The 22,922-nt window shown below is 42.4% G+C and carries 20 protein-coding genes; 8 read left to right on the top strand and 12 right to left on the bottom strand.

Annotation, left to right across the window (positions count from 1 at the left end):
- Positions 1–56: 56 nt before the first annotated feature.
- Positions 57–1,355: an MFS transporter gene (locus M1F03_RS16175; RefSeq protein WP_154624541.1), complete on the top strand. Its 1,299-nt coding sequence runs from the start codon at positions 57–59 to the stop codon at positions 1,353–1,355.
- 110 nt (positions 1,356–1,465) lie between these two features.
- Positions 1,466–1,711 carry a cupin domain-containing protein gene (locus tag M1F03_RS16170; RefSeq protein WP_231131814.1) on the top strand — a complete coding sequence of 82 codons (246 nt, stop codon included), beginning with the start codon at positions 1,466–1,468 and terminating at the stop codon, positions 1,709–1,711.
- A gap of 580 nt (positions 1,712–2,291) precedes the next feature.
- Here M1F03_RS16170 and frdD read toward each other — a convergent pair.
- The 4 genes from frdD to frdA are packed head-to-tail and all read right to left on the bottom strand — an operon-like array spanning position 2,292 to position 5,594.
- Complete coding sequence (gene frdD / locus M1F03_RS16165; RefSeq protein WP_004925804.1) at positions 2,292–2,645, bottom strand: fumarate reductase subunit FrdD; 354 nt, start codon at positions 2,643–2,645, stop codon at positions 2,292–2,294.
- A gap of 15 nt (positions 2,646–2,660) precedes the next feature.
- A complete protein-coding gene (frdC, locus tag M1F03_RS16160) occupies positions 2,661–3,056 on the bottom strand; it encodes a fumarate reductase subunit FrdC (RefSeq protein WP_004925800.1) in 396 nt (131 codons plus the stop codon).
- A gap of 14 nt (positions 3,057–3,070) precedes the next feature.
- Complete coding sequence (locus M1F03_RS16155; protein WP_154624539.1) at positions 3,071–3,805, bottom strand: succinate dehydrogenase/fumarate reductase iron-sulfur subunit; 735 nt, start codon at positions 3,803–3,805, stop codon at positions 3,071–3,073.
- Positions 3,798–5,594, bottom strand: coding sequence for a fumarate reductase (quinol) flavoprotein subunit (frdA, locus tag M1F03_RS16150; RefSeq protein WP_163863066.1), 1,797 nt, complete (start codon positions 5,592–5,594; stop codon positions 3,798–3,800). Before frdA ends, M1F03_RS16155 begins: the two co-directional genes overlap by 8 nt.
- A 799-nt stretch (positions 5,595–6,393) precedes the next feature.
- Between frdA and epmA the strand changes: the two genes are divergently transcribed.
- Positions 6,394–7,371 (top strand): elongation factor P--(R)-beta-lysine ligase, encoded by a 978-nt coding sequence (gene epmA, locus M1F03_RS16145; RefSeq protein WP_163863651.1) that lies wholly within the window; start codon positions 6,394–6,396, stop codon positions 7,369–7,371.
- A 212-nt stretch (positions 7,372–7,583) separates the two neighbouring features.
- Here epmA and glpQ read toward each other — a convergent pair whose 3' ends face one another.
- Entirely contained in the window at positions 7,584–8,660 is a 1,077-nt protein-coding gene (gene glpQ, locus M1F03_RS16140) for a glycerophosphodiester phosphodiesterase (protein WP_154622036.1), read from the bottom strand.
- Between the two features lie 99 nt (positions 8,661–8,759).
- On the bottom strand, positions 8,760–10,109 hold the full coding sequence (glpT, locus tag M1F03_RS16135) for a glycerol-3-phosphate transporter (protein WP_163863061.1): 1,350 nt from the start codon (positions 10,107–10,109) through the stop codon (positions 8,760–8,762).
- A gap of 432 nt (positions 10,110–10,541) precedes the next feature.
- On the opposite strand from glpT, the gene glpA reads away from it, so the two are divergent.
- The 4 genes from glpA to M1F03_RS16115 all read left to right on the top strand — a co-directional run bounded on the left by glpA (position 10,542) and on the right by M1F03_RS16115 (position 15,321).
- Positions 10,542–12,197 (top strand): anaerobic glycerol-3-phosphate dehydrogenase subunit A, encoded by a 1,656-nt coding sequence (gene glpA / locus M1F03_RS16130; protein ID WP_318840007.1) that lies wholly within the window; start codon positions 10,542–10,544, stop codon positions 12,195–12,197.
- On the top strand, positions 12,187–13,482 hold the full coding sequence (gene glpB / locus M1F03_RS16125; RefSeq protein WP_154622033.1) for a glycerol-3-phosphate dehydrogenase subunit GlpB: 1,296 nt from the start codon (positions 12,187–12,189) through the stop codon (positions 13,480–13,482). The genes glpA and glpB overlap by 11 nt, the downstream gene beginning before the upstream one ends.
- Positions 13,479–14,672 carry an anaerobic glycerol-3-phosphate dehydrogenase subunit GlpC gene (gene glpC, locus M1F03_RS16120; RefSeq protein WP_154622032.1) on the top strand — a complete coding sequence of 398 codons (1,194 nt, stop codon included), beginning with the start codon at positions 13,479–13,481 and terminating at the stop codon, positions 14,670–14,672. Before glpB ends, glpC begins: the two co-directional genes overlap by 4 nt.
- Before the next feature lie 130 nt (positions 14,673–14,802).
- Positions 14,803–15,321, top strand: coding sequence for a GNAT family N-acetyltransferase (locus tag M1F03_RS16115; RefSeq protein ID WP_154622031.1), 519 nt, complete (start codon positions 14,803–14,805; stop codon positions 15,319–15,321).
- A gap of 43 nt (positions 15,322–15,364) precedes the next feature.
- Here M1F03_RS16115 and dhaL read toward each other — a convergent pair whose 3' ends face one another.
- The 3 genes from dhaL to M1F03_RS16100 all read right to left on the bottom strand — a co-directional run bounded on the left by dhaL (position 15,365) and on the right by M1F03_RS16100 (position 18,003).
- Positions 15,365–15,985, bottom strand: a complete 621-nt coding sequence (gene dhaL, locus M1F03_RS16110) for a dihydroxyacetone kinase subunit DhaL (RefSeq protein WP_163863055.1) — start codon at positions 15,983–15,985, stop codon at positions 15,365–15,367.
- Between the two features lie 60 nt (positions 15,986–16,045).
- On the bottom strand, positions 16,046–17,116 hold the full coding sequence (gene dhaK, locus M1F03_RS16105) for a dihydroxyacetone kinase subunit DhaK (protein WP_318840006.1): 1,071 nt from the start codon (positions 17,114–17,116) through the stop codon (positions 16,046–16,048).
- A gap of 218 nt (positions 17,117–17,334) precedes the next feature.
- On the bottom strand, positions 17,335–18,003 hold the full coding sequence (locus M1F03_RS16100) for a 7-cyano-7-deazaguanine/7-aminomethyl-7-deazaguanine transporter (RefSeq protein ID WP_154622028.1): 669 nt from the start codon (positions 18,001–18,003) through the stop codon (positions 17,335–17,337).
- 171 nt (positions 18,004–18,174) lie between these two features.
- On the opposite strand from M1F03_RS16100, the gene tusA reads away from it, so the two are divergent.
- On the top strand, positions 18,175–18,429 hold the full coding sequence (gene tusA, locus M1F03_RS16095) for a sulfurtransferase TusA (RefSeq protein ID WP_251464694.1): 255 nt from the start codon (positions 18,175–18,177) through the stop codon (positions 18,427–18,429).
- Between the two features lie 65 nt (positions 18,430–18,494).
- Here the strand turns inward: tusA and M1F03_RS16090 are convergent, their stop codons facing one another.
- The 3 genes from M1F03_RS16090 to M1F03_RS16080 all read right to left on the bottom strand — a co-directional run bounded on the left by M1F03_RS16090 (position 18,495) and on the right by M1F03_RS16080 (position 22,905).
- The gene (locus M1F03_RS16090) at positions 18,495–19,427 is read right to left on the bottom strand and encodes an Rpn family recombination-promoting nuclease/putative transposase (RefSeq protein ID WP_251464693.1); all 933 of its coding nucleotides are present in this window, start codon (positions 19,425–19,427) and stop codon (positions 18,495–18,497) included.
- A 271-nt stretch (positions 19,428–19,698) separates the two neighbouring features.
- Positions 19,699–22,131, bottom strand: coding sequence for a zinc/cadmium/mercury/lead-transporting ATPase (locus tag M1F03_RS16085; protein WP_251464692.1), 2,433 nt, complete (start codon positions 22,129–22,131; stop codon positions 19,699–19,701).
- Between the two features lie 144 nt (positions 22,132–22,275).
- Positions 22,276–22,905, bottom strand: coding sequence for a lysoplasmalogenase (locus M1F03_RS16080; RefSeq protein WP_247046925.1), 630 nt, complete (start codon positions 22,903–22,905; stop codon positions 22,276–22,278).
- Positions 22,906–22,922 lie beyond the last annotated feature (17 nt).

Raw genomic sequence — 22,922 nt, 5'->3', positions numbered from 1 at the left:
GCCAGATAGTGATCACACTATCTGGTTTCCTCTCCTTATTAAAAGGTATGGTTACGATGAAAAATAAGAACAAAGGTACAAAAATAAGGTTCTCGATAGCGATATTAATGACGCTTGCGATTGTTATTAATTACTTAGATAGAACTGTTATGTCTGCGGCGGCACCGACTATCTCAGAGGAACTGCAAATTTCACCAGAGATGATGGGATGGATAATGTCAGCGTTTTTCTTAAGCTATGCATTATGCCAAATACCCGCGGGTTTTATTGCAGATAAATATGGGCAAAGAAAAACGTTGGCAGGATCGGTATTGTGGTGGTCATTAGCAACAGCTGCCACCGCATTAGCCAAAACGCCACTGAGTTTTATTTCCACTCGAATTCTAATGGGCATGGGGGAAGCTGGGGCATATCCATGTAATAGTGGTATCGCTGCAAAATGGTTTCCAGACCGTGAACGAGGCAGAATAACGGCATTATTTGATAGTGGCTCTAAATTTGGAACCGCGTTCGCCATGCCATTAGTGGTGTGGATCATTGCGAAATGGGGCTGGGAATCGGCATTTATTATTTGCGGTGCATTAGGGGTTCTCTGGGTTTTTGCATGGTTAAAGGTATATCACGATCCGGAACAACACCCAAAAATCAGTGCTGAAGAGCTTGCTTATATTCGTGATGGGCAAATTAAAAAAGATGGTATTGATAATATTCAGCCGATGAAGTGGTATCAGTTGATCCGTTACCGCAATGTACAAGCTATGTGTATCGGTTTCTTTATGTTGGACTACGCCATTTATTTCTTTATTACTTGGTTCCCTGCTTATTTAATGATGGAACGAGGTATGAGTTTGGAAGAAATGGGATTTGCTGCCATGTTGCCACCACTATGTGGGATCGCAGGTCAATGGCTTGGCGGTTGGACGACGGATTATTTGTATATTAAATATAATAATATCAACCTTGCTCGTAAATTACCGATTGTGGGCGGTATGCTGATTGCAACCAGTATCGCATTTTCGGGGTTAGTTGAATCTGTGACCTTAATGATGTTTTTACTGTGTTTATCTTATGCAGCACTTGCCTTTGCAGCCTCAGCAATATGGTCATTACCTGGGGATGTTGCGCCACGTAATATGACGTCAGTCTTAGGTGGAATGCAAAGTGCAGTTTCTAATTGTGGCGGTATTTTAGGTCCTATTGTAACTGGCTATATTATTGCGGCAACGGGTTCATTTATTTGGGCATTAATTGTATCTGGTATTGCTTGCGCAATTGGGGCATTGGTTTATTTAGTAATGTTAAGAAATATTAAGCCAATTACACCGGATGATGAACCATTAGTAAAATCAAATTAAATAGCCATAATATTAACACTAAGGTCGTAATGTTTATTTTCGATAAGGAAACAGAGGCAAAAAATATTGCCCTAGATACGCGACGTAAGTTATTTCTCGGTAGTGAAAATATGATGATAGCAAGATTATCTTTCACCGCGGGTACATTAGGTGACTTACACTCTCATCCACATGAACAAATGAGTTATATACTCAAAGGTAAATTTAGATATCAAGTCGGGGATGTTTCTAAAGAAGTTGGGGAAGGTGATGTTGTCTATATTCCTTCTAATGAGAAACATCGCTGTGAATGTTTATCTCATGGCGAAATCTTAGATATATTCGTGCCAATGAGAAAAGACTTTTTAGATAATTAAATCATTTTGCTAAATGATTAAAAATCTATTGATAAAATAGAGGGGATCTCGACGTCTAAAATTGAGATCCCCTTTTATTTTTCAATAAATAAAACTGAGCCATGAATGGCATAATAAACAAGGCAATCCGTCATAATCAAAGCTATTTTATCAATTAAGGAAAAGACACTCGCGTGATATCTCAGATACCGCATCCTTATTTTTCTTCGGTATTGATTGTTACGGATTAAAGACAATAAACCAAATATAAAACGGTAAGCATAAACGCTAAAAAGCGAATAGAGTTTAGTCATCTCCTCAGTCATAGAAGCTGCCATTAACGCAAGGGAAATGCGCTATCTAATTGATTAATGTGTAATACAGGCACTACCAAATCTAGCCCGGATGACGTCATTAGCGTCATCGCCATGTCATAACCGCAGATGGATTGATAGGAAATGAAATCGTAGCCTTGATCAAGAGGCTGCCATGACAGTCGTCTTAGAGCTGTTTAATAACGTGGAAATAGTAAGGGAGATGAGAGGCAATATCATGAAAAATCCCTCATAGCGGTGAGGCATATGAGGGATCAGTAACGCGGTTACAGAGCAATGACACCAATAATAGCGATCACGCTAATAATCGCCGCACCACCATAAAATACCCATTTTGATGCTGGGACATGCACTTTAAAGTCGTGCAGTGTGTGGTGAATACGGTGCATAGCACACCATACTGGTAGAATTATCATGAGCAGTAAGAAAATACGCCCGATAAAACTTTGGCAGAATGCGACAATACGCTCATAGCTTAGCATTTCAGGTGCAACACCTAATGGGATTAATATTCCCAAGAGAATGATGATAGCAGGTCCAACAATGGCACTCCACATACCACCGGCACCAAATAATCCCCAGAAAACTGGTTCATCGGAACGTTTAGGCGTTAGATTCATCAGATCCTCCGTTGATTAAAATAGCAGTGCGATTGCTAAAATCGCTGCCGTCACTAAGATCGTTAATGCCCAAAAACCTTTAACAATCGGTTCTTGTGACATTTTCTTATCACCAACGATAATACTGACGGCTTTTGGCGCTAGATTAAACCATGTTGTGGTATGAAGTAGCGTCGCAGCCAGTGTAATAATGTTGATAATAATGACGATTGGATTACTTAAAAATCCAACAAAGCTTGCCCAAGATTCTGGACCACCTTTTAAGGCGAATACGCCGAATAACACTAAAAGGCTAAACCATAGCTGAAGAACGGAGGTACTTTCACGTACGATGTAAAAGCGGTAGAAACCTAACTTTTGCCACCAGTCGCCCTTCATTTCCCTTACATAGGGTTTACGTTTTGTAGTCATGACTTCAATTCTCCTTATCGTGGCTTCAGCATGGCGATAATAAAGTCTTGCGCGCTGGCTGCTTTCGCTTGCTGGATTGCAGCTGCTGGGTCAACATGCTTAGGACAGACTTCAGAGCAGTAGCCTACAAATGTACAGCTCCAGACACCATCATCACCATTCAATAATGGCATGCGTTCTTTTGCTCCGTGGTCACGGTTATCTAAGTTGTAGCGCTCAGCCAGGGTAATTGCAGCAGGACCAACAAACTCAGGATTCAAACCAAACTGTGGGCAGGCGGCATAGCAGAGACCACAGTTGATACAGCCTGAAAATTGATGATATTTCGCCATTTGAGCGGGAGTTTGCTTATTTGGCCCTTCAGAAGGTTTGCGATCATTCCCAATAATATAAGGTTTGATCGCTTCTAAGCGCTCAATAAAGTGAGTCATATCAACCACCAAATCACGTTCGATCGGAAAGTTGCCTAATGGCTCAACTTTTAGACCATTGGGGTAGTCACGTAGGAAGGTTTTACAGGCCAGTTTTGGCACTTTATCAACCATCATCCCGCAAGAACCACAAATTGCCATACGGCAAGACCAACGATAAGAGAGGTCAGGTGCAAGGTTATCTTTGATATAACCTAAAGCGTCCAGCAATGAGGTTTGCTCATCATAAGGGACATCATATGCCACTAAATGGGGCTCATTATCCGTTTCAGGATTGTAGCGCATGATCTCCATTTTTAAGTGTTTCATATCATCCATTAGCTTGCTCCTTCTTTGCCTTATCTTGAGCTTCAGCTTCTGCACCATAAACACGTTTTGCTGGCTGAGATTTAGTAATCTTCACATCACTGTATTCGAGGCGAGGTGCGCCTTCTGGGTTATAGAATGCCAATGTGTGTTTTAGGAAATTCACATCATCACGCTCTGTACAGCCTTCATCAAGACGTTGGTGTGCACCACGCGATTCTTTACGATTAAAGGCGGAGTGTGCCATACATTCGGCAACATCTAAACCAAACCCAAGTTCAATAGTGTAAAGTAGATCGGTGTTGAACACGCTGCTATGGTCGGTAATTTCGACATGTTTAAAGCGTTCTTTCAATTCCGCAATTTTATCAACGGTTTTCTGCATGAGTTCAGGTGTACGGTAAATACCACAACCTTCTTCCATTGAGATTCCCATCTCATCGCGGATTTTCGACCAGCTTTCTTTCCCTTTTTGGTTGAGAAGCTTGTTCAGATTATCTTCGATATCGCGAGTGCGTGCTTCAATCGCATTTGCGTTAGCAGGCGTGGCTTCTGCTGCATGTTTAGCCGCTTGTTCACCCGCTAGGCGGCCGAAGACAACAAGCTCAGCTAATGAGTTAGAACCTAAACGGTTGGCTCCGTGCAGACCTACAGATGAACACTCACCAACAGCGAACAAGCCTTTGATGCGTGTTTCACAGTTTTGATCTGTTTCGATACCCCCCATTGTGTAGTGAGCAGTAGGGCGAACAGGAATGGGGTCAGTAACGGGGTCCACACCCACATACGCTTTTGCTAGCTCACAAATAAACGGTAGACGCTCATGCAGCTTTTCAGCGCCAAGGTGACGTAAGTCTAGATACACAACATCACCACGATGGGTGCTAATGGTGCGTCCTGCACGCCATTCGTGCCAGAAAGCTTGCGAAACTTTGTCACGAGGACCGAGTTCCATATATTTGTTTTCAGGTTTACCGAGTGGTGTTTCTGGTCCCATGCCGTAATCTTGTAGATAACGGTAGCCATCTTTATTAACAAGGATACCACCTTCACCACGGCAGCCTTCAGTCATTAGGATACCCGATCCAGGAAGACCCGTTGGGTGATATTGAACAAACTCCATATCCCGTAGAGGGACGCCATGGCGGAATGCCATACCCATACCATCACCCGTTACGATACCACCGTTAGTGTTGTAGCGATAAACGCGCCCAGCACCGCCTGTAGCCATGATGATAGAGTTAGCTCGGATTTGAACTTTTGTACCTTCCATCATATTGAGGGCAACAAGACCACGAACTTGGCCTTCATCAACAATGATGTCGAGAACAAAATGTTCATCAAAGCGTTGGATTTGAGGGTATTTAAGCGATGTCTGGAACAGGGTATGAAGCATATGGAAGCCAGTTTTATCGGCAGCGAACCAAGTGCGCTCAATTTTCATACCGCCAAAACGACGAACGTTAACTGAACCATCTGGTTTACGGCTCCATGGGCATCCCCATAGTTCCAACTGAGTCATTTCTGTCGGACAGTGTTCGACAAAGTATTCGACGACATCCTGCTCACACAGCCAGTCACCGCCGGCAACCGTATCATTAAAATGATAGTCATAGGAGTCATGGGCCTGAGTCACTGCGGCTGATCCCCCCTCTGCGGCCACAGTGTGACTACGCATTGGGTAAACTTTTGAGATCAGAGCAATCTTGATATTGGGATTTGCTTCTGCGGCAGCTATCGCTGCACGTAAGCCTGCGCCCCCGGCCCCGATAATCGCTAGATCGGCATTGAAGGTTTGCACTGCGCTTCTCCATTGTTCAAGTGTAAATTAATAAATTCTTTTAAATACTTTTGATGCTTAGCTATCTGCTTGTTTGCATCACGTTGAGTGATACCGCACAAACTCTCTTTTTTAATAGTAAATAATATAATAGCTAATAATGACTTATCATGCTGTGAATTATAGCGAATAGTCCTCAGGATAAATTTGATATAGAGGGGGGTTTTAGGCGATTTCCACTATAAAATGTGATCTATACCAAGTTTTTATTAATTGTTTTTTCATGAGCGGCATTTTAAGTTTGATGAGTCCTAAAAAAACGACAATTCAAATGATTACCATTATTTTTAACGTCAGTTTCAGGATTTAAATCTACTTTAAAGATCGCGTATTTCCTGTCGTAAAGCGAATAATAACAAAAATTTTATTGAATAAACTTATTCATCTCGAATATTCGATAGCAAATAAAATCGGTAATATCTGAAGTGCTATTTGCGCATTTTTATTGTCTGAAATACTCATTTATTTGATTAAGTTTAACGAAGAGTATTGATAACATGGCCTTAACATTACATTAGAAATAATCATGATTTTTCTTTTTTGTGCAGCTGGTTAGATGCGGTATAAAACGATCGTTACTCAATCGTGTTGGCTGAAGAATAAGCGACGCTATTTTGCTCACTTTGTTACATTTCAGTCTGTTCGTGGATGATTATGATAGCAGCGGATACCTCAATTGCATTTGATTCGTGTTAATGCATTGTTTGTCGCGCAAGAGGTGAGTAAACTGCACGACTATGTTTATTTTGGAGTGATGTTAATGAGTGAAGTAGTGGACTGGCAGCCAAGTGCACCTGTCGCGAATCTGTTAAAGCGAGCAAAAATCGTCTCTGAGATTAGACGTTTTTTTACGGAGCGCTGTGTACTTGAGGTTGAAACTCCGGCGATGAGTCAGGCGACCATCACGGATATTCACCTTGTCCCTTTTAATACCCGTTTTGTGGGACCCGGTGCTGCACAAGGGTTAGATCTCTATTTGATGACCAGCCCTGAATACCATATGAAGCGCTTATTGGCTGCGGGGAGTGGACCTATCTATCAGCTCTGCCGTAGTTTCCGTAATGAAGAAGCTGGCAGGCATCATAATCCTGAATTCACGATGCTTGAATGGTATCGTCCACATTATGATATGTATCGCCTTATCAATGAAGTTGATGATCTGCTACAGCAAATACTGGATTGTGACAGTGCGGAATTATTGTCTTATCAGCAAGCATTTTTGCGTCATCTCGACATTGATCCCCTTTCAGCAGAAAAAAGTGAATTGAGGGAAGTTGCTGCTCGTTTGGATCTGAGTAATGTCGCCGAACAAGAAGAAGATAAAGATACCCTATTGCAGTTACTGTTTACGATGGGGGTTGAACCTCATATTGGTAAAGAAAAACCCGTTGTGGTTTATCACTTCCCTGCTACTCAGGCTTCTTTAGCTGAAATCAGCACTGAAGATCATCGTGTTGCAGAACGCTTTGAGGTTTACTTTAAAGGGATGGAGTTAGCAAACGGCTTTCGTGAATTAACGGATGCGAATGAGCAACGCCAGCGTTTTGAACAAGATAATCGTCGGCGTGCTGCTATGGGGCTACCCGTGCATCCTATTGATGAACGTTTATTAGCGGCGTTAACTCATGGATTACCGGAATGTTCGGGAGTGGCATTAGGGGTTGATCGCCTAATTATGATTGCATTAGATGCAGAAAGAATCAGTGATGTGATTGCTTTTCCTGTGACTATCGCTTAATGATGATAGATTGCAGCCGTTTGGCTGCAATCGGAGGTTGTTGACAAAGTGGGATAAAAGCGTGGTTTTCCCCACTTTGTGTTATCAGCCGAAAATCAATAAATTGATTTTCCTCGTTTATTTTCAAAATCTATTCGACTTGCCGCCAAATATAATAGGTTTGTCAGCAGTCTGAGATTGCAGCCGTTTGGCTGCAATCGGCTTTCTAGGGATTATGGATGCTGTTTCTGTTTTTGGAGAAACTGCACACCTAGGTCAGGGAAATCGGTAAATACACCATCTACATCAGCTTGATTGTAGATAATATCAAAGAGTTGTTGACCATCTTTAGCGTATTTCGGAAGCTTATCGACTCGAATAGTGTAAGGGTGTACCGCCATATTGTTGGCATGGGCATCTTTTACCATACCCGTTAGCTTAATATTGTCAGGGGTTGAATCTTCACTGACTAACATATGGTAGTCAGGGCCAATCCCATCGGCATATTGAGCGACTTCTTTCATTGAGCCGGGTTTAAACATCCAATCGTAGCTATAATTAACCCAAGTACCATCTGGTTTTTGTTCTTGCGTTTCGTTCCAATCCGTATAGGCAATTAACTGGACAAGCTTTAAATCCATACCCATTTCTGGCATTAAGGTATTTTTGATGCGTTTTAGTTCGTTAGCATCAAAGCACTGAAGGTAAACATTTGAGTTTTTATCGGTATAGCCATACTGTTTCAAGACTTCGAGTGTTTTTTTCGTAATATCTTTGCCCTCTTGTTGGTGGAACCAAGGGGCTTTGATTTCAGGATAGATACCAATGTTTTTTCCTGTTGATTTATTCAATCCCTGAATAAATTCAATTTCTTCTTGGAAAGTATGAACTCGAAAATCTGATTTTCCCATAGGGAAGCGGTTTGGGTAGCTCTGAACCTGTTTACCATCAACAATATCAAAACCTTCAGTGAATTTTAATGATTTGATTTCATCGAGCGTAAAGTCAATGGCGTAATAGCGGCCATCTTTGCGAGCGCGGTTGGGAAAACGCTCAGCGACGTCCGTGACGCGGTCAAGGTAATGGTCATGAAGTACCACTAACTCATTGTCTTTGGTCATCACCAAATCTTGCTCAAGAAAGTCAGCACCCTGTGCATAAGCCATCGCTTTTGCTGGTAACGTGTGTTCGGGTAAGTAGCCACTTGCGCCACGGTGCGCGATAACGACCTTTTCAGTTGCTTGTGCCACTGCTGAAACTGACATCACTAAAACCATACTTGCCACCAACGTTTTTAATGGGAAGTGCATGATTGTATCTCCTTGTCACTTTTTTGGTAAAAAAAGGGCTATATCGTTTTTTGATATAGCCCAGAGCTTAGTGCACTAACGTGAATCTTTAATGAAGTGTTAGTTCATTTTCGCTAATTCACGTTTGTGTTTAGATTCGCTAACCATCACAATAAACAGTAGTACGACAGCAAGTGCAGAACCACCAATCATGACAGCAAAGCCACCATCCCAACCGAAGTAGTCGACGGTATAACCAACGATAGCACTCGCGGCAACAGAACCACCAAGGTAACCAAATAGCCCAGTAAAGCCAGCCGCAGTACCTGCCGCTTTTTTCGGTGCAAGCTCAAGAGCATGTAGACCAATCAACATTACAGGACCGTAAATTAAGAAGCCGATGATGAGCATACAAGCCATATCAACATTTGGATTACCAGCAGGGTTCATCCAGAAGACAATGGTGGCAATCGTCACGAGAATCATGAAGAACACACCCGTTGCCCCACGATTACCGCGGAACACTTTGTCCGACATCCAACCACAGAGCAATGTACCTGGAATACCTGCATATTCGTATAGGAAATAAGCCCAAGAGGATTTATCCATAGCGAAGTGTTTTACTTCACGTAGATAGGTAGGTGACCAATCAAGTACACCGTAACGTAGTAAGTAAACGAAGACGTTAGCAATCGCGATCATCCATAAAAGTTTGTTCGGGAACACATACTTCATGAAGATTTCTTTTGCTGTTAACTCTTGCTCATCTGACTCTTTGTAGTCAGGTGGGTAGTCGTTTTTGTATTCCTCGATTGGTGGTAAACCACATGATTGTGGTGTATCACGCATTAAAGCGAAAGCAATAATCGCAACCAGAATCGCCGCGAATGCAGGCATATACAGCGCCGCTTTCCAATCGTTAAACCATGCCATACCGAGCATGAATAGGAGAGGAGGGATACCGCCACCTACGTTATGAGCACAGTTCCAAACCGAAACGATCCCACCACGTTCTTTTTGTGACCACCAGTGCACCATAGTCCGACCACAAGGAGGCCAACCCATTCCTTGGAACCAACCACATAAGAACAGCAACACGAACATAATCATGATGCTAGACGTTGCCCATGGCACAAAGCCCATGATAAGCATTACGGCTGCGGCAAGGATCAGACCGGCGGGTAAGAATACTCGCGGGTTAGAGCGGTCTGATACTGACCCCATAATAAATTTAGAGAAACCGTACGCGATAGAGATCCCTGACAATGCAAAACCCAGATCCCCTTTGGAAAAGCCTTGCTCAACAAGGTAAGGCATCGCTAATGCGAAGTTTTTTCTTACCAAGTAATACGCTGCATAACCAAAGAAAATTCCCATGAAGATTTGCCAGCGCAGTCGACGATAGACTGGATCTACCTTCTCTGCTGGCAACCTCGGGGCATGAGGTGCTGGTTTAAAAATGCTTAACATATAGCCTCCGATGGCATGCTAATAGTTATTACCTCTCACCTTCTATATCTCATACGAGATAAAGGGTATTGAGTATTTTTTATGGATAGAATGACAAAAACGAAAGTATTCGAGTTTCATATCGAGCAATTTCTTTCATAAGTGCTCTTATGATAGTCATAAAAAAACATTTTATCTGTAATCTACTGCACAAATATTTGTTTTATTTATGGGTGGCATAGTTAATGTTATTTACGAACGAAAAGAAACCATCTTTAGATGATTTATTGTGATTTGTGTCACGAATTTTGGCTTTTTATTACCTATTTTGACTTAATTGTTTTCGTTTTTGTTCCTTATCAAACATCGAGCACGTTTCTTGTCTATATTTAGTTATAGATTATAAAAATAGACCATACTAAAAGTAATGTTGATTAATGTGAGGAATGCGACATGAATGGCTCATCTGTGACTGAAACGGATGTCATCATTATTGGTGGTGGCGCAACAGGTGCAGGTGTTGCTCGTGACTGCGCCCGCCGAGGCTTAAAAGCGGTTTTACTCGAAAGGCATGATATTGCAACAGGCGCAACAGGACGCAACCACGGTTTGTTACATAGCGGTGCTCGCTATGCCGTCACGGACGGAGAATCGGCACGAGAGTGTATTGAAGAAAATAAGATACTAAAACGTATTGCTCATCATTGTATTGAAAAAACCGATGGTTTATTCATTACCTTGCCTGAAGATTCACTTGAATATCAACAACAATTTATTCAAGCCTGCCAAGCGGCGGGCATTGATGCTAATGCGATTGATCCCGCAGAAGCAATTCGTCTAGAGCCTTCAGTGAACCCACAATTAATAGGTGCGGTACGTGTACCCGATGGCACTGTAGACCCTTTTCGGTTAACGGCTGCAAATATGTTAGACGCACGGGAGCATGGTGCTAAAGTGCTTACCTATCATGAAGTTATTGGTTTGATTCGTGATGGCGATAAAGTACGCGGTGTGACAGTTTATGATCACCAAGCTAAACAACAATATGATATTTATGCCGAAATAGTCGTCAATGCAGGGGGGATCTGGGGACAAAGAATCGCTGAATATGCAGATTTGAGAGTTAAAATGTTCCCTGCAAAAGGGGCTTTGCTCATTCTTGGTCATCGATTAAATAACATGGTTATTAATCGCTGTCGTAAGCCTGCGGATGCGGATATTTTGGTACCGGGTGACACCATTTCATTGATTGGTACTACCTCAACGCATATTGAATATGATCAAATTGATAATATGTATGTGACACCGGAAGAGGTCGATATTTTGATCCGCGAAGGTTCAATGCTCTCACCGGCATTAGCGAAAACACGCATATTGCGCGCTTATGCGGGGGTTAGGCCATTAGTTGCCAGCGATGATGATCCTTCTGGTCGTAATGTGAGTCGCGGTATTGTGTTGTTGGACCATGCGAAACGTGATGGCCTTGAAAACTTTATCACAATTACTGGTGGTAAATTAATGAGTTACCGGTTAATGGCTGAGTGGGCGACAGATAAAGTTTGTGAGAAATTAGGTCATACGGCGAAATGTACAACCGCGGATGCCCCTTTACCAGGGTCACAGCATAGTGCAGAAGAAGCGTTGCGTAATGTTGTTTCCATTCCAGCGCCGATTCGCGGCTCGGCAGTATACCGCCATGGGGATCGCGCATCTGCGATACTGAGCACCAATCGGTTGGATAAAAGCCTCGTGTGCGAATGTGAAGCCGTCACTGCTGGAGAGGTTCGTTACGCCGTAAACTCATTAACAGTCAATAACCTACTTGATTTAAGACGGCGTACTCGTGTTGGGATGGGAACTTGTCAAGGTGAGCTATGTGCTTGCCGAGCCGCGGGTCTTTTAAATCGTTTTAATGTGACGACTCCGCATGAAACCGAGCAGCAATTAGGACACTTCCTGAATGAACGTTGGAAAGGGGTGAGGCCTATTGCTTGGGGCGATGCTCTGCGAGAGAGCGAATTTACGAGCTGGGTTTACCATGGACTCTGTGGCATGAATGAAAAAACCTTGGGTAACACACCTGAGAAGGAGGCTGATAATGAAATATGATGCAGTCGTAATGGGCGGAGGCCTTGCTGGCTTGATGTGTGGTATCCGTTTAACACAATCGGGTTTATCTTGCGCCATCGTCAGTGCAGGACAAAATGCATTACATTTTTCTTCAGGCTCTTTGGATTTATTAACCCACCTTCCAGATGGACAAGTTGTCGAAAAGCCGTTGGATGCGCTAGATAAACTCAGTGAACAGTCACCAGAGCACCCATATAGCCGCCTTGGTAAATTGTCTGTGATTAAGCTAACGCATCTTGCTGAAGCATTATTGCAGCAAAGTGGCATGAAGCTACGAGGATCCAGTGATGAAAATCATTATCGTATAACACCATTAGGGCATAAGCGCCTCACTTGGTTAAGCCCTGAATCTGTTCCGACAGCGGCGCTGCATAGCAAAATGAATATGGGTAACATCGCAGTGGTCGGTATAGAGGGTTTTTTAGATTTTCAACCTCAGATGGTCTCGGATGAATTACAACGGGAAGGTTTCAATGCGAGCCCTTACTATGTGCATTTGCCATTGCTTGATAGGCTCAGAGAAAACCCCAGCGAATTTAGGGCGATCAACGTGGCGCGTTGGTTAGATAGGCCTGAAAATATGGCAGAGATAGTAGCCGAAATTAAGCCATTAATTACCGATGCAGAGACTATTTTTATGCCTGCTTGTATAGGGTTAGACACCGAGCAGCCCTTATTGGAGCTACAAAAACAGCTAGGCAAGCCGATCTATTTATTACCTACATTACCTCCGTCATTACTTGGTATTCGATTACATGAAACGCTATTACGTCAGTTTCGCCGCCAAGGTGGGATCGTGATGCCTGGAGATAAAGTGACGTCAGTGAATTGTATTGGATCACGAATTGAATCAGTAACAACACGTAATCATGGCGATATTTCACTGAAAGCCTCACAATTTGTGTTAGCGACAGGGAGCTTTTTTAATAACGGGCTTGTTGCTGAGTTTGATCGCGTCTATGAGCCATTAATGCATCTTGATTTGTGTCATATACCTGAACGTGCTCAATGGACCAATAAAGCGTTTTTTGCTTCGCAGCCTTATATGACATTTGGTGTTCAGACAGATGAACAATTACGAGCGAAAAAAGATGGCCAAACGATCGAAAACTTGTATGTCGCTGGTGCAGTCTTAGGTGGTTTTGACCCATTAACAGAAGGTTGTGGAGCAGGGGTTTCACTCATTAGTGGGTTACATGCTGCGGGTGAAATTATGCGTTATTTTGAAAGACAAAGAGCCATGCAGGCGGAGGTAGCGCAATGAGTATTCAGGATGCGAGTTTTGAAAGTTGTATTAAATGTACTGTTTGCACAACCTATTGTCCTGTTGCTAAGGTTAATCCTCTGTATCCCGGTCCAAAACAGGCAGGTCCAGATGGAGAGCGTTTACGCTTAAAAGACCCCATGCTGTATGATGAGGCATTAAAATACTGCACGAACTGTAAGCGTTGTGAAGTTGCATGCCCATCCGATGTTAAAATCGGTGATATTATTGCGCGTGCGCGTAACACTTACAGCCAGCAAAAACCAAAATTGCGTGATGCTATTCTCAGCCATACCGATTTAATGGGCTCTTTATCGACACCTTTTGCACCGGTAGTCAATACCATTACAGGTTTGAAGCCTGTTCGCCAAATTCTAGATAAAGCGTTAAAAATCGATCATCGCCGTGAATTACCAAAATATTCGTTCGGTACATTCCGTCGTTGGTATGCAAAACAAGCGGCTGAACAACAGAAATTCCCAGAGCAGGTCGCTTTTTTTCATGGTTGTTATGTCAACTATAACCATCCACAGTTAGGTAAAGATTTAATCAACGTGTTTAATGCCATGGGAATTGGGGTTCAATTACTCAAACGTGAAAAATGCTGTGGTGTGGCGTTAATTGCCAATGGGTTTATGAAACAAGCTAAGCGTCAAGCGAACGTTAACTTAGAGTCATTACAAGAAACGATCCTTGAGAATCATATCCCTGTTGTTGCAACGTCATCGACTTGCACTTTCACACTTCGTGATGAATATACACATGTTTTAGATGTCGATACCTCTCAAATGCGCGATAACATTGAGCTAGCGACTCGTTATATTTATCGCTTATTGGAGCAAGGACGTGAATTGAAGCTTAAACAGACACCATTAAAAGTGGCGTATCACACACCTTGTCACATGGAAAAAATGGGGTGGACATCTTATACATTGGAATTGATTAAACGTGTCCCCGGTGTTGAATTAATTGTGCTTGATTCACAATGCTGTGGTATCGCAGGCACATATGGCTTTAAAAAAGAAAATTATGAGGTTTCTCAAGGAATTGGTGCGGGACTATTCCGTCAAATTGAAGAAAGTGGGGCGGATATGGTGATCACGGATTGTGAAACCTGTAAGTGGCAGATAGAGATGTCAACCAGTAAAAAATGTGAGCACCCGATTAGTTTATTAGCCAAAGCATTATAGCCAATATTATAAATGACTTAGTTAACCCGTTTGGGAGAGAGATGACCGTCTGTCTCCCTTTTTTATGTCTTTTGTTATCTGCCAATGGTCGTTTATAGTTACGCTGTGGCTTGATGACGATGGATATTACATGTTCGATACGAGTATTACTTTCAAACTTAGAAAACTGACCCTAGAAGATAAAGAGTTCTTTTTCCAACTCTATACTAACCTTGATGTTCTACGTTTTGTTTCTAATCCAAAAACCGAAAAAGACATTCTGGCCGCTTTTGAAAGCCGTTTACCTGAATGGAACTTATCTTCAGAGCATTGGTTATGCTTGGTTATTGAAGATACTCAGACCTATCAAGCAATGGGGTTGATCGGTATTTGCTTGTCATTAGAACAGCAGCAATATGTTGGTGAAATTGGCTATTTGATTGATCCTACTTTTGCGGGGAAAGGAATCGCTACGCAAGCACTGAAAATGCTGTTGGCATCACCAGAATATGCACAGATCCGTTCATTTATAGCGATAGTGACTGAAGGAAACGTGGCTTCAGAAAAAGTGTTGCTGAAGAATGGTTTTTTCAAACAGAAAGTCATTACAGAAAATTATGAAATTAATGGAGTTATTTATGATGATATCTGTTATGCATTAAATCGATAAAATGACACGTTGGTGATGGGAGCTTCACCAACGTGAGATATCATCAAATTGATTTTTTGAGAGTGTCTAACATGAGTAATACTGACATACCACCCGGATCAGCATGCCCTATGCTTCGCTCGCCTAAATAGCTCGCTCGCCCTTTACGTGCCTGCATTGGTATTGTCGATGCAACTCCTTGTTTTGCAGCCTCGACAGCGGCATCTATGGCTGTGTTTAAGGGGAGTGATACTGATTTTTCTAGCGATTCACAAACTGGCCACCAAACATCACACATCGTTTTGTCATTAGGCTCAGCTTTACCACGAGAAACAATGCCTGCGGTTCCTGCTTTGATGAGTTCAGATAAATCCGCCACATTTAAGCTTTCTTTACCTACTACACTTTGTGATGCTTTAATAAAAAATGTGCCGAATAGTGGACCGCTAGCTCCCCCAACGCTGGATAATAGTGTCATTCCCGTTGTTTTGAGGAGTGTTGCGATATCCTTGTCTTGAACCGAGGGAAGCTTCTCTGCCACTTTTTGAAAGCCTCGATTCATATTGAGGCCATGGTCGCCATCACCAATCGCGGTATCAAGCTCAGTAAGATTATTTTGCTCATGGGCAAAGGTCTGTGAGCACTGAATTAACCAATGATAGATCTGCTGTTGTGTTAAACTCATCGTGTTTTGCTCCATTTTACCGCTATTTATACTGTCTTCAGCGTAAAGGTTATCGGGTTATCAGCATTTCCAACGTAAAGCTGGGGTATTGACAGGTTCATCCCATAACATTAAAGCTTCGTCGTCTACTTTGAGTAGTGTGATTGAGATCCCTTGCATATCAAGTGCGGTACAATAGGCGCCTACAAGGCTGCGTTCGATGGTTAAACCAAAGCTGTCACAGCAGGTCTGTAAACGGTGATAGGCGGCATAAAGTTCTGATAATGGTGTTGCTCCAAGGTTATTGACGAGAGCAATGACTCGATCACCTTTTTGCAAAGGCTGTTTGATGTGTTTGTGTTCTTGCCAGCTGCCGTTTTCACGATCCCACTGACGAATGATGCGTTCATAGTGACCATTTTCGATCAGGGTTTCAAACATTTGATCGATAGTCTCATTCAAATTCGTAAAGCTTCTTCTCTCAATCCCTGGCTCTCCATGGATACCAACACCAAATTCCATTTCATTATCAGGAAGTGCAAAAGAAGGTTTTCTGGCAGCAGGAACTGTACATGCCTGTAAGGCAACACCTAAACTATAGCCGTTATTATTGATTCTATGACCCAACTCTACCAATTGATCGAGTGTATAGCCTTTGCTTGCCGCGGCACCAAGTATTTTTTCCATTAAAACGGTATTTGCCACTCCTCTACGTCCTGCCGTATATAAACTATCTTTTACAGCGACATCATCATCGACTAGTACTGTGGCAATTTTCGTTCCTGCATCGTGTAATAGCTCGGCAGCGGTTTCAAAGTTCAGCACATCTCCAGTATAGTTTTTAATGATCATCAATACGCCTTCCCCGCTATCAATAGCCATTGCGCATTCCATCATCTGGTCGGGGGTTGGCGAGGTAAACATTTCTCCAGGACATGCGCCATCTAGCATACCTAAACCGATATAGCCGCTATGCATGGGCTCATGACCGCTGCCGCCACCGGACAGGAGTCCCACTTTACCTTTAATCGGGGCATTTTTATGGACAAGATAAGTTGGGTCAACATTCAGAATTAATTCAGGATGGGCTGAGGTCAATCCTTGATTGACTTCACTGATAATATCTTCAACACGGTTAATCAGTTTTTTCATCTTACAGACTCCAAAAGATAGAGGTCGATGGTTATTTCTGTTCGTTTGTGTTCTTTTTTTGTGGGAATCGAAATGGAAATGGCGCGAATCGTTTCGATTATGTCGTCAGATTATCATGGCTGTGAAATTATTGATGAATCAAACCAATAAAATGAGAGTTGGATCAGTAATTTTTCGGGGGGAGAGAAGGGGGGAGGACATCCCCCTTCACTCTCACTCTAATGCTGATTCGCAAGTTTTTGCTCGGCTGTTTGAGCAAAAAAGGTTTTCAAAATAAAGTTAAGTAACACGCCATAAGCGGGAAGGAAAAATAGCATGCAAATGAAAAGCTTAAAGGCATAATCTACTAAAGCGATTTCTACCCAATTCGCCGCCATAAAAGGGTCGCTACTGCGATAGAATGCAATAAAGAAGAAGGCAATAGTATCGATTAAGTTGCCAAAAAACATCGCACATGCTGGTGCAACGTACCAACGTTTATTTTGACGTAACTTATTGAATACGCTGACATCCATTATCTGGCCTAGAACATAAGCCATAAAGCTCGCTGCGGCAATGCGGGCGACAAATAAATTAAATGTTGTTAATGTCGTAAACCCTTGCCATTCGCCTTGGAAAAACAGCGCAGAAATGACATAGGAAATGAGCAGTGCAGGCAACATTACGGCAGTAATGATCCGACGAGCTAAGGGAGCACCATAAATTCGCACGGTGAGGTCGGTTGCTAAAAAAATAAATGGAAAGGTAAAAGCTCCCCATGTGGTATGAAAACCGAATATATTAATCGGTAACTGCACAAGGTAATTACTTGAAGTAATAATTAAGATATGAAACAAAGATAGCCAAATTAATGCACTGGCTTTTTGCTGTGCTGTGAATGAAAACATATTGTACCTTTTTAAGTAGCAATGGGGTGAGGGAACCCATAAAAAATTCTCCCGACATTGGGAAGTGCGCATAATACGCTTGTTGCGCAACAAAAGCAAAACTGTTAGGCCCGCCGCGCTATTTTTTATTATATAATCAAAGAATCTTTTATTATTTATAGAAGCCTTGTTATGCCTGATTTATTTTTAAATGCGACTAAAACTCTTGATACACTAGGTTTGCGTTGTCCTGAGCCAGTGATGTTAGTTCGTAAAACGGTTCGTGGTATGAATGCCGGTGATACTTTACTCATCATTGCAGATGATCCTGCAACTACACGTGATATCCCGGGTTTCTGCCGTTTTATGGAGCATGAATTATTGGCTGTTGAAACTGAACAAATGCCATACCGCTATTTATTACGTAAAAAACCGGAAGGTCTGTGAGACCTTTTGCGTGATATAGGATACTTGCGTGCGGTCAGCTTAAAGGCTATCGCACAAACTGGATATTATGACTGGCGAGTATCCTTATTCTCTTGAATTATAAGCTGTAATTCTTCATGGCTAAAATTTAAGCTCTTCATGACGAGTTCGAAGCTGACACCATTTTTTAGTAATGAAAGCGCATTTTCGTGTCTCGCTTTTTGCATACCTGCAATTTCACCTTCTAGCTTGGCTTTATCTTTTAAACGTTGAGCGATATTCATAGTAACACCTTGATGATTTTCAATTTGTTCAATTAGCTGTTGAATTATTTGTTCAAAATACTGAGATGAATCTAACGTAGTGAACAGATAGTTAATAATGATGCTGATATCTTGCTCACTATTATAGTGCTTATTTAGTGCTTGAGCGAGTAGGCTCGTCACTTGCTGATATTCGTCACGTAGATTTTTATGCTTCAGTGCGAGTTCCATTACGGCAATTTTTCGATGATTAACTAATTCATTATCATCAATAACAGTGATATCCACCAATGGAAATGGATTAAAGTACAGCTCATCAGCGAGTTCGGGCCAAGAAAAACAGTGAGTCCATGTTTTCAAATAAGGATAGGGGGAGTTATTCCCATGATAAAATAAAATGGGTACGACGAGCGGTAAACTTTTATGACCTTGCTGAAGGTGTTGATTCATTGCCAAAAATGCATAATGCATTAACCGCCAACTCATTAATTTATCAGGCGTTGATTGATGCTCTATGAGGAGATAAAGATAACCATCACCCAGTTCTGTTTGTACGGTATAAAGGACATCAGATAAGCGAGAGCGTAGTTTTTTATCGATAAAAGAGGAGTTAGTTAGTGCTAACGTATTAAAGTCACATAACGAGCGAATATGTTTAGGCAAATGAATATCGAAAAAATCGCGGGCATTATCTATTTGGGTTAAAAAACCTTTAAAGGCGGCATCATGTGGTGTTGTAGGATTTTTTTGAATCATACTCGCGACCTCCCATCCATGTCCTTATTGTGATGAAGATAGTAGCGAATATAGAGACAAAATAGAAAAAAGTTACTCCTAATTTAGTGTGAAAAAATAATTTGTTTTTTTATAAGTTACATATCATTACCTGTTATATTTAAAATTATTTTAGCTATCTAATAAAAATTAAAATGAAAAAAAATGATGGCTAATTAATGTTTAATGAATGAGGTCTCTCTTTATAGCAAAGAAGCGCCATGACGGCGCTTCTTGAGTGATTTAGTCAATATTATTTTTTAAGTTGTGGTAGTTTTACTTTCAGTAAGCGCACCGCATTAGCTGTGACTAAGGCTGTTGCTCCTGAATCGGCAAGAACTGCAACCCATAATCCGGTGATACCGAGTAAACTTGTGACTAAGAATACGGCCTTTAACCCTAAAGCAATGGTGATATTTTCGCGAATAATCTTACGGGTGGCCTGTGATAACGCAATGATTTCAGGTAAACCCGTTAAACGGTTGTGGGTGAGTGCCGCATCAGCGGTTTCCAGAGCCACATCGGTTCCACTTCCCATGGCAACACCAATACTAGACGCTTTCATGGCTGGGGCATCATTGATCCCATCACCGACCATCATGGTGCTATGGTTACGATTTAGCGCCATAACCGCAGTCACTTTATCTTCTGGAAGCAAGCCAGCACGATATTCCATACCGAGTTGCCCAGCGATAGCCGCAGCGGCTCGAGGGTTATCACCGGTCAACATTACTGCATTGACGTTCAAGGTTTTCAACATACTCATCGCATCAATTGCATCACGACGCAATGTATCTTGTAAGGCGGTTAAGCCAATGACTCGATTATCTTCTACTGTAACGACAACGGTTTTACCTTGAGCTTCCAGTGACTCCACCTTGTTTTGCCAAAAAGGCTCAAGTGGAGTATCTAAACGACTCGGTGCACTAACTAAAATATGTCTACCATTCAGATAACCTTCAACTCCTTTTCCTGCTAAAGCTTTACGATTATCGGCTTCAACGATTGTCAGGGACAGAGCTTCAGCTTTATTGAGTACGGCTTTTGCAAGAGGATGGTGTGAACCCGCTTCTACAGCAGCAGTCATTTGTATCAACTCATTTTCAGACACGCCATCAACAGGCACTAAATCAGTAACATGAGGTTTACCTTCAGTTAAAGTGCCCGTTTTATCCAGCGCGATAGTGGTTACTGAGCCTAGCTGTTCAAGAGCAGCTCCTCCTTTAATTAGCGCTCCACGACGAGTTGCGGTGGCTAAGGCGGAAGTAATTGCTGCGGGTGTAGAGATAACCAAGGCACATGGACAACCAATAAGCAGTAGGGTTAAGCCACGGTAGATCCAAGTTTCCCAAGGTGCACCAAAGAACATCGGTGGAACAACAACCACTAATGCAGAGAACAGCATGATCAACGGTGTATAAATACGGCTGAAGCGGTCAATAAAACGTTCAATGGGAGCTCGACGCTCTTCAGCTTCTTCAATAAGTTGTAAAATGCGGTCGATAGCATTTTGCCCCTGTTCTGAAACGACTTTCATTTGCACTGTACGGTCGACGGATAGGCAGCCTGCCGCAACTTTTTCGCCCACATTGCGTTCGACAGGAACTGATTCTCCGGTTAATGAACTTTCATCGAAACTCGCAAAACCAGAGACCAGTTCAGCATCGGTTGGTAACCGACCACCAGGTGCAATCTCAATAATATCGCCAGGACGCAATTGAGAGACAGGAACGGTGGTTTTTTTGCCATCTTTAACGAGTATCGCTTCTTCTGGAACAAGCGCCATGAGGGCACTCACTCCGCGTCGTGCTCGACCCGCGGAATATGATTCCAACATTTCACCCAACATAAACAACAAGATAACCATTGCTGCTTCTTCTGTTGCTTGAATAAAGATGGCACCGATAGCTGCGACTGTCATGAGTGTTTCAATGGCAAAAGGGGTGCCTGTGCGGATCAAACGTAATGACTTACGTGCGATAGGATAGAGCCCAAATAGCGTAGTTAAGGTAAAAGCAATGATACCGATTTGAGGGTTAAACCGTTCTATTCCCCAACTGATAGCCATCAAAATCGCCAATATAATGACAGGCTTGGATTCGCTCAGTAAGCTGGGTGGTGGCGCAATAGTGGCCGCATTGTTGTTACCCACTTCCAGCAATTCATAGCCAGCGGCCTCTACTGTGGAACGAACAGAGGCACTGATATCTTTATCCGCATCAACGACGAGCTTTTCGGTGGCAAACAGCACTTTAGCTTGCTTAACTTCAGTGATTTGCTTTACGGCATTTTCAATTTTTTGCGCACAGCTTGGGCAGTCCATTCCACGGATTATCCAGTTAAAACGTTGTCCAGCGGCTTGTGCGGGGGCGACATCATTCTGCGATTCAGCAGAAGAATGACAACATGAAGCGTGCGAGTGATCATGTTCTTTATGATCATGGTCGGTATGCAGGTGATCATGTTTTTTGTGGTCATGTGTCTGATGAGAGGACGAGCTACAATGTTGGTGCTGGTGATCCTCTTCGTCGTCGTCAGGGTGTTTCTCTACACGGCTCTGTTCATGTGTATGTGAGTCTTTACTTACATTTTGGCTGTTCTGTACTGCGGTTGAAGTGCAAGTACTGCTGCTTGAACAGCAAGAACTCGTGTGTTGATGTGTTTCTTTATGGTTATGTGAGTGCATATACGCCCCCTTATCAAATAATGACACTTAATCAATATTGATAAGTCTATACTTTGGAGTCTACTCCAGAGTCAAACAAATAAGAGGGGGCCAATTGATAAAAAGTGCTATTTGAGAATTTTATCAATTGGCAAACGTGACGGGCTATAGATAAATTGCACGGATAATGAAGAATTGGCCAAGGAAATAAAGCGCTGCAACAATGGCTTTGGAGGCTTTAAACGGGAAACGGAAACGTGCAATGAGCCAGATACAGTTAGAAATAAACAGTAAAAACGCACCAACCATAATCGAGAAATTATAGTCGCGGCCAAGCCCAAAGAATTGGTCACCAGCAACCCAAGCCATAATCATACTCATGATTAATAATGCAAAGACCAGCGCTTGTAATTCTGCTAATTTTGACCAAATCAATATTAGCGTAATAGCAGCAATGATAAGCGGTACGGGTAGCCAAGGAAGATAAAGGCTAAAATCTAGCTGCATACCAAAGCTTACCGTGTAAAGAAGATAGCTAATAAACAGTAGTGCTACTGAAATTAGTAAGCGCTCACTTGATACCATTCGCATGATATCCGCAAGTAATGAGACAGCGAGTGCAGCGAGGATTAAGTACCCTTGAGTCGTAAGAAAATCAGCATTCCAACCCCAAAGTAACAATAATATCAGGGTGATAGGGCGAAATAACCAACGTTGCCACTCAGGGCCTCGATATGCTGCATCCACGTACAGCCAACCAGAAAAAAGTACGGCAAGGAATGGCCAACTAATCATAAACACATCCTTATAAA

The sequence above is a fragment of the Providencia sp. PROV080 genome (assembly GCF_033688105.1).
Classification (GTDB): domain Bacteria; phylum Pseudomonadota; class Gammaproteobacteria; order Enterobacterales; family Enterobacteriaceae; genus Providencia; species Providencia zhejiangensis.
Note: the sequence above shows the minus strand (reverse complement) of the source record. Positions and strands in the feature narration are given on the sequence as shown.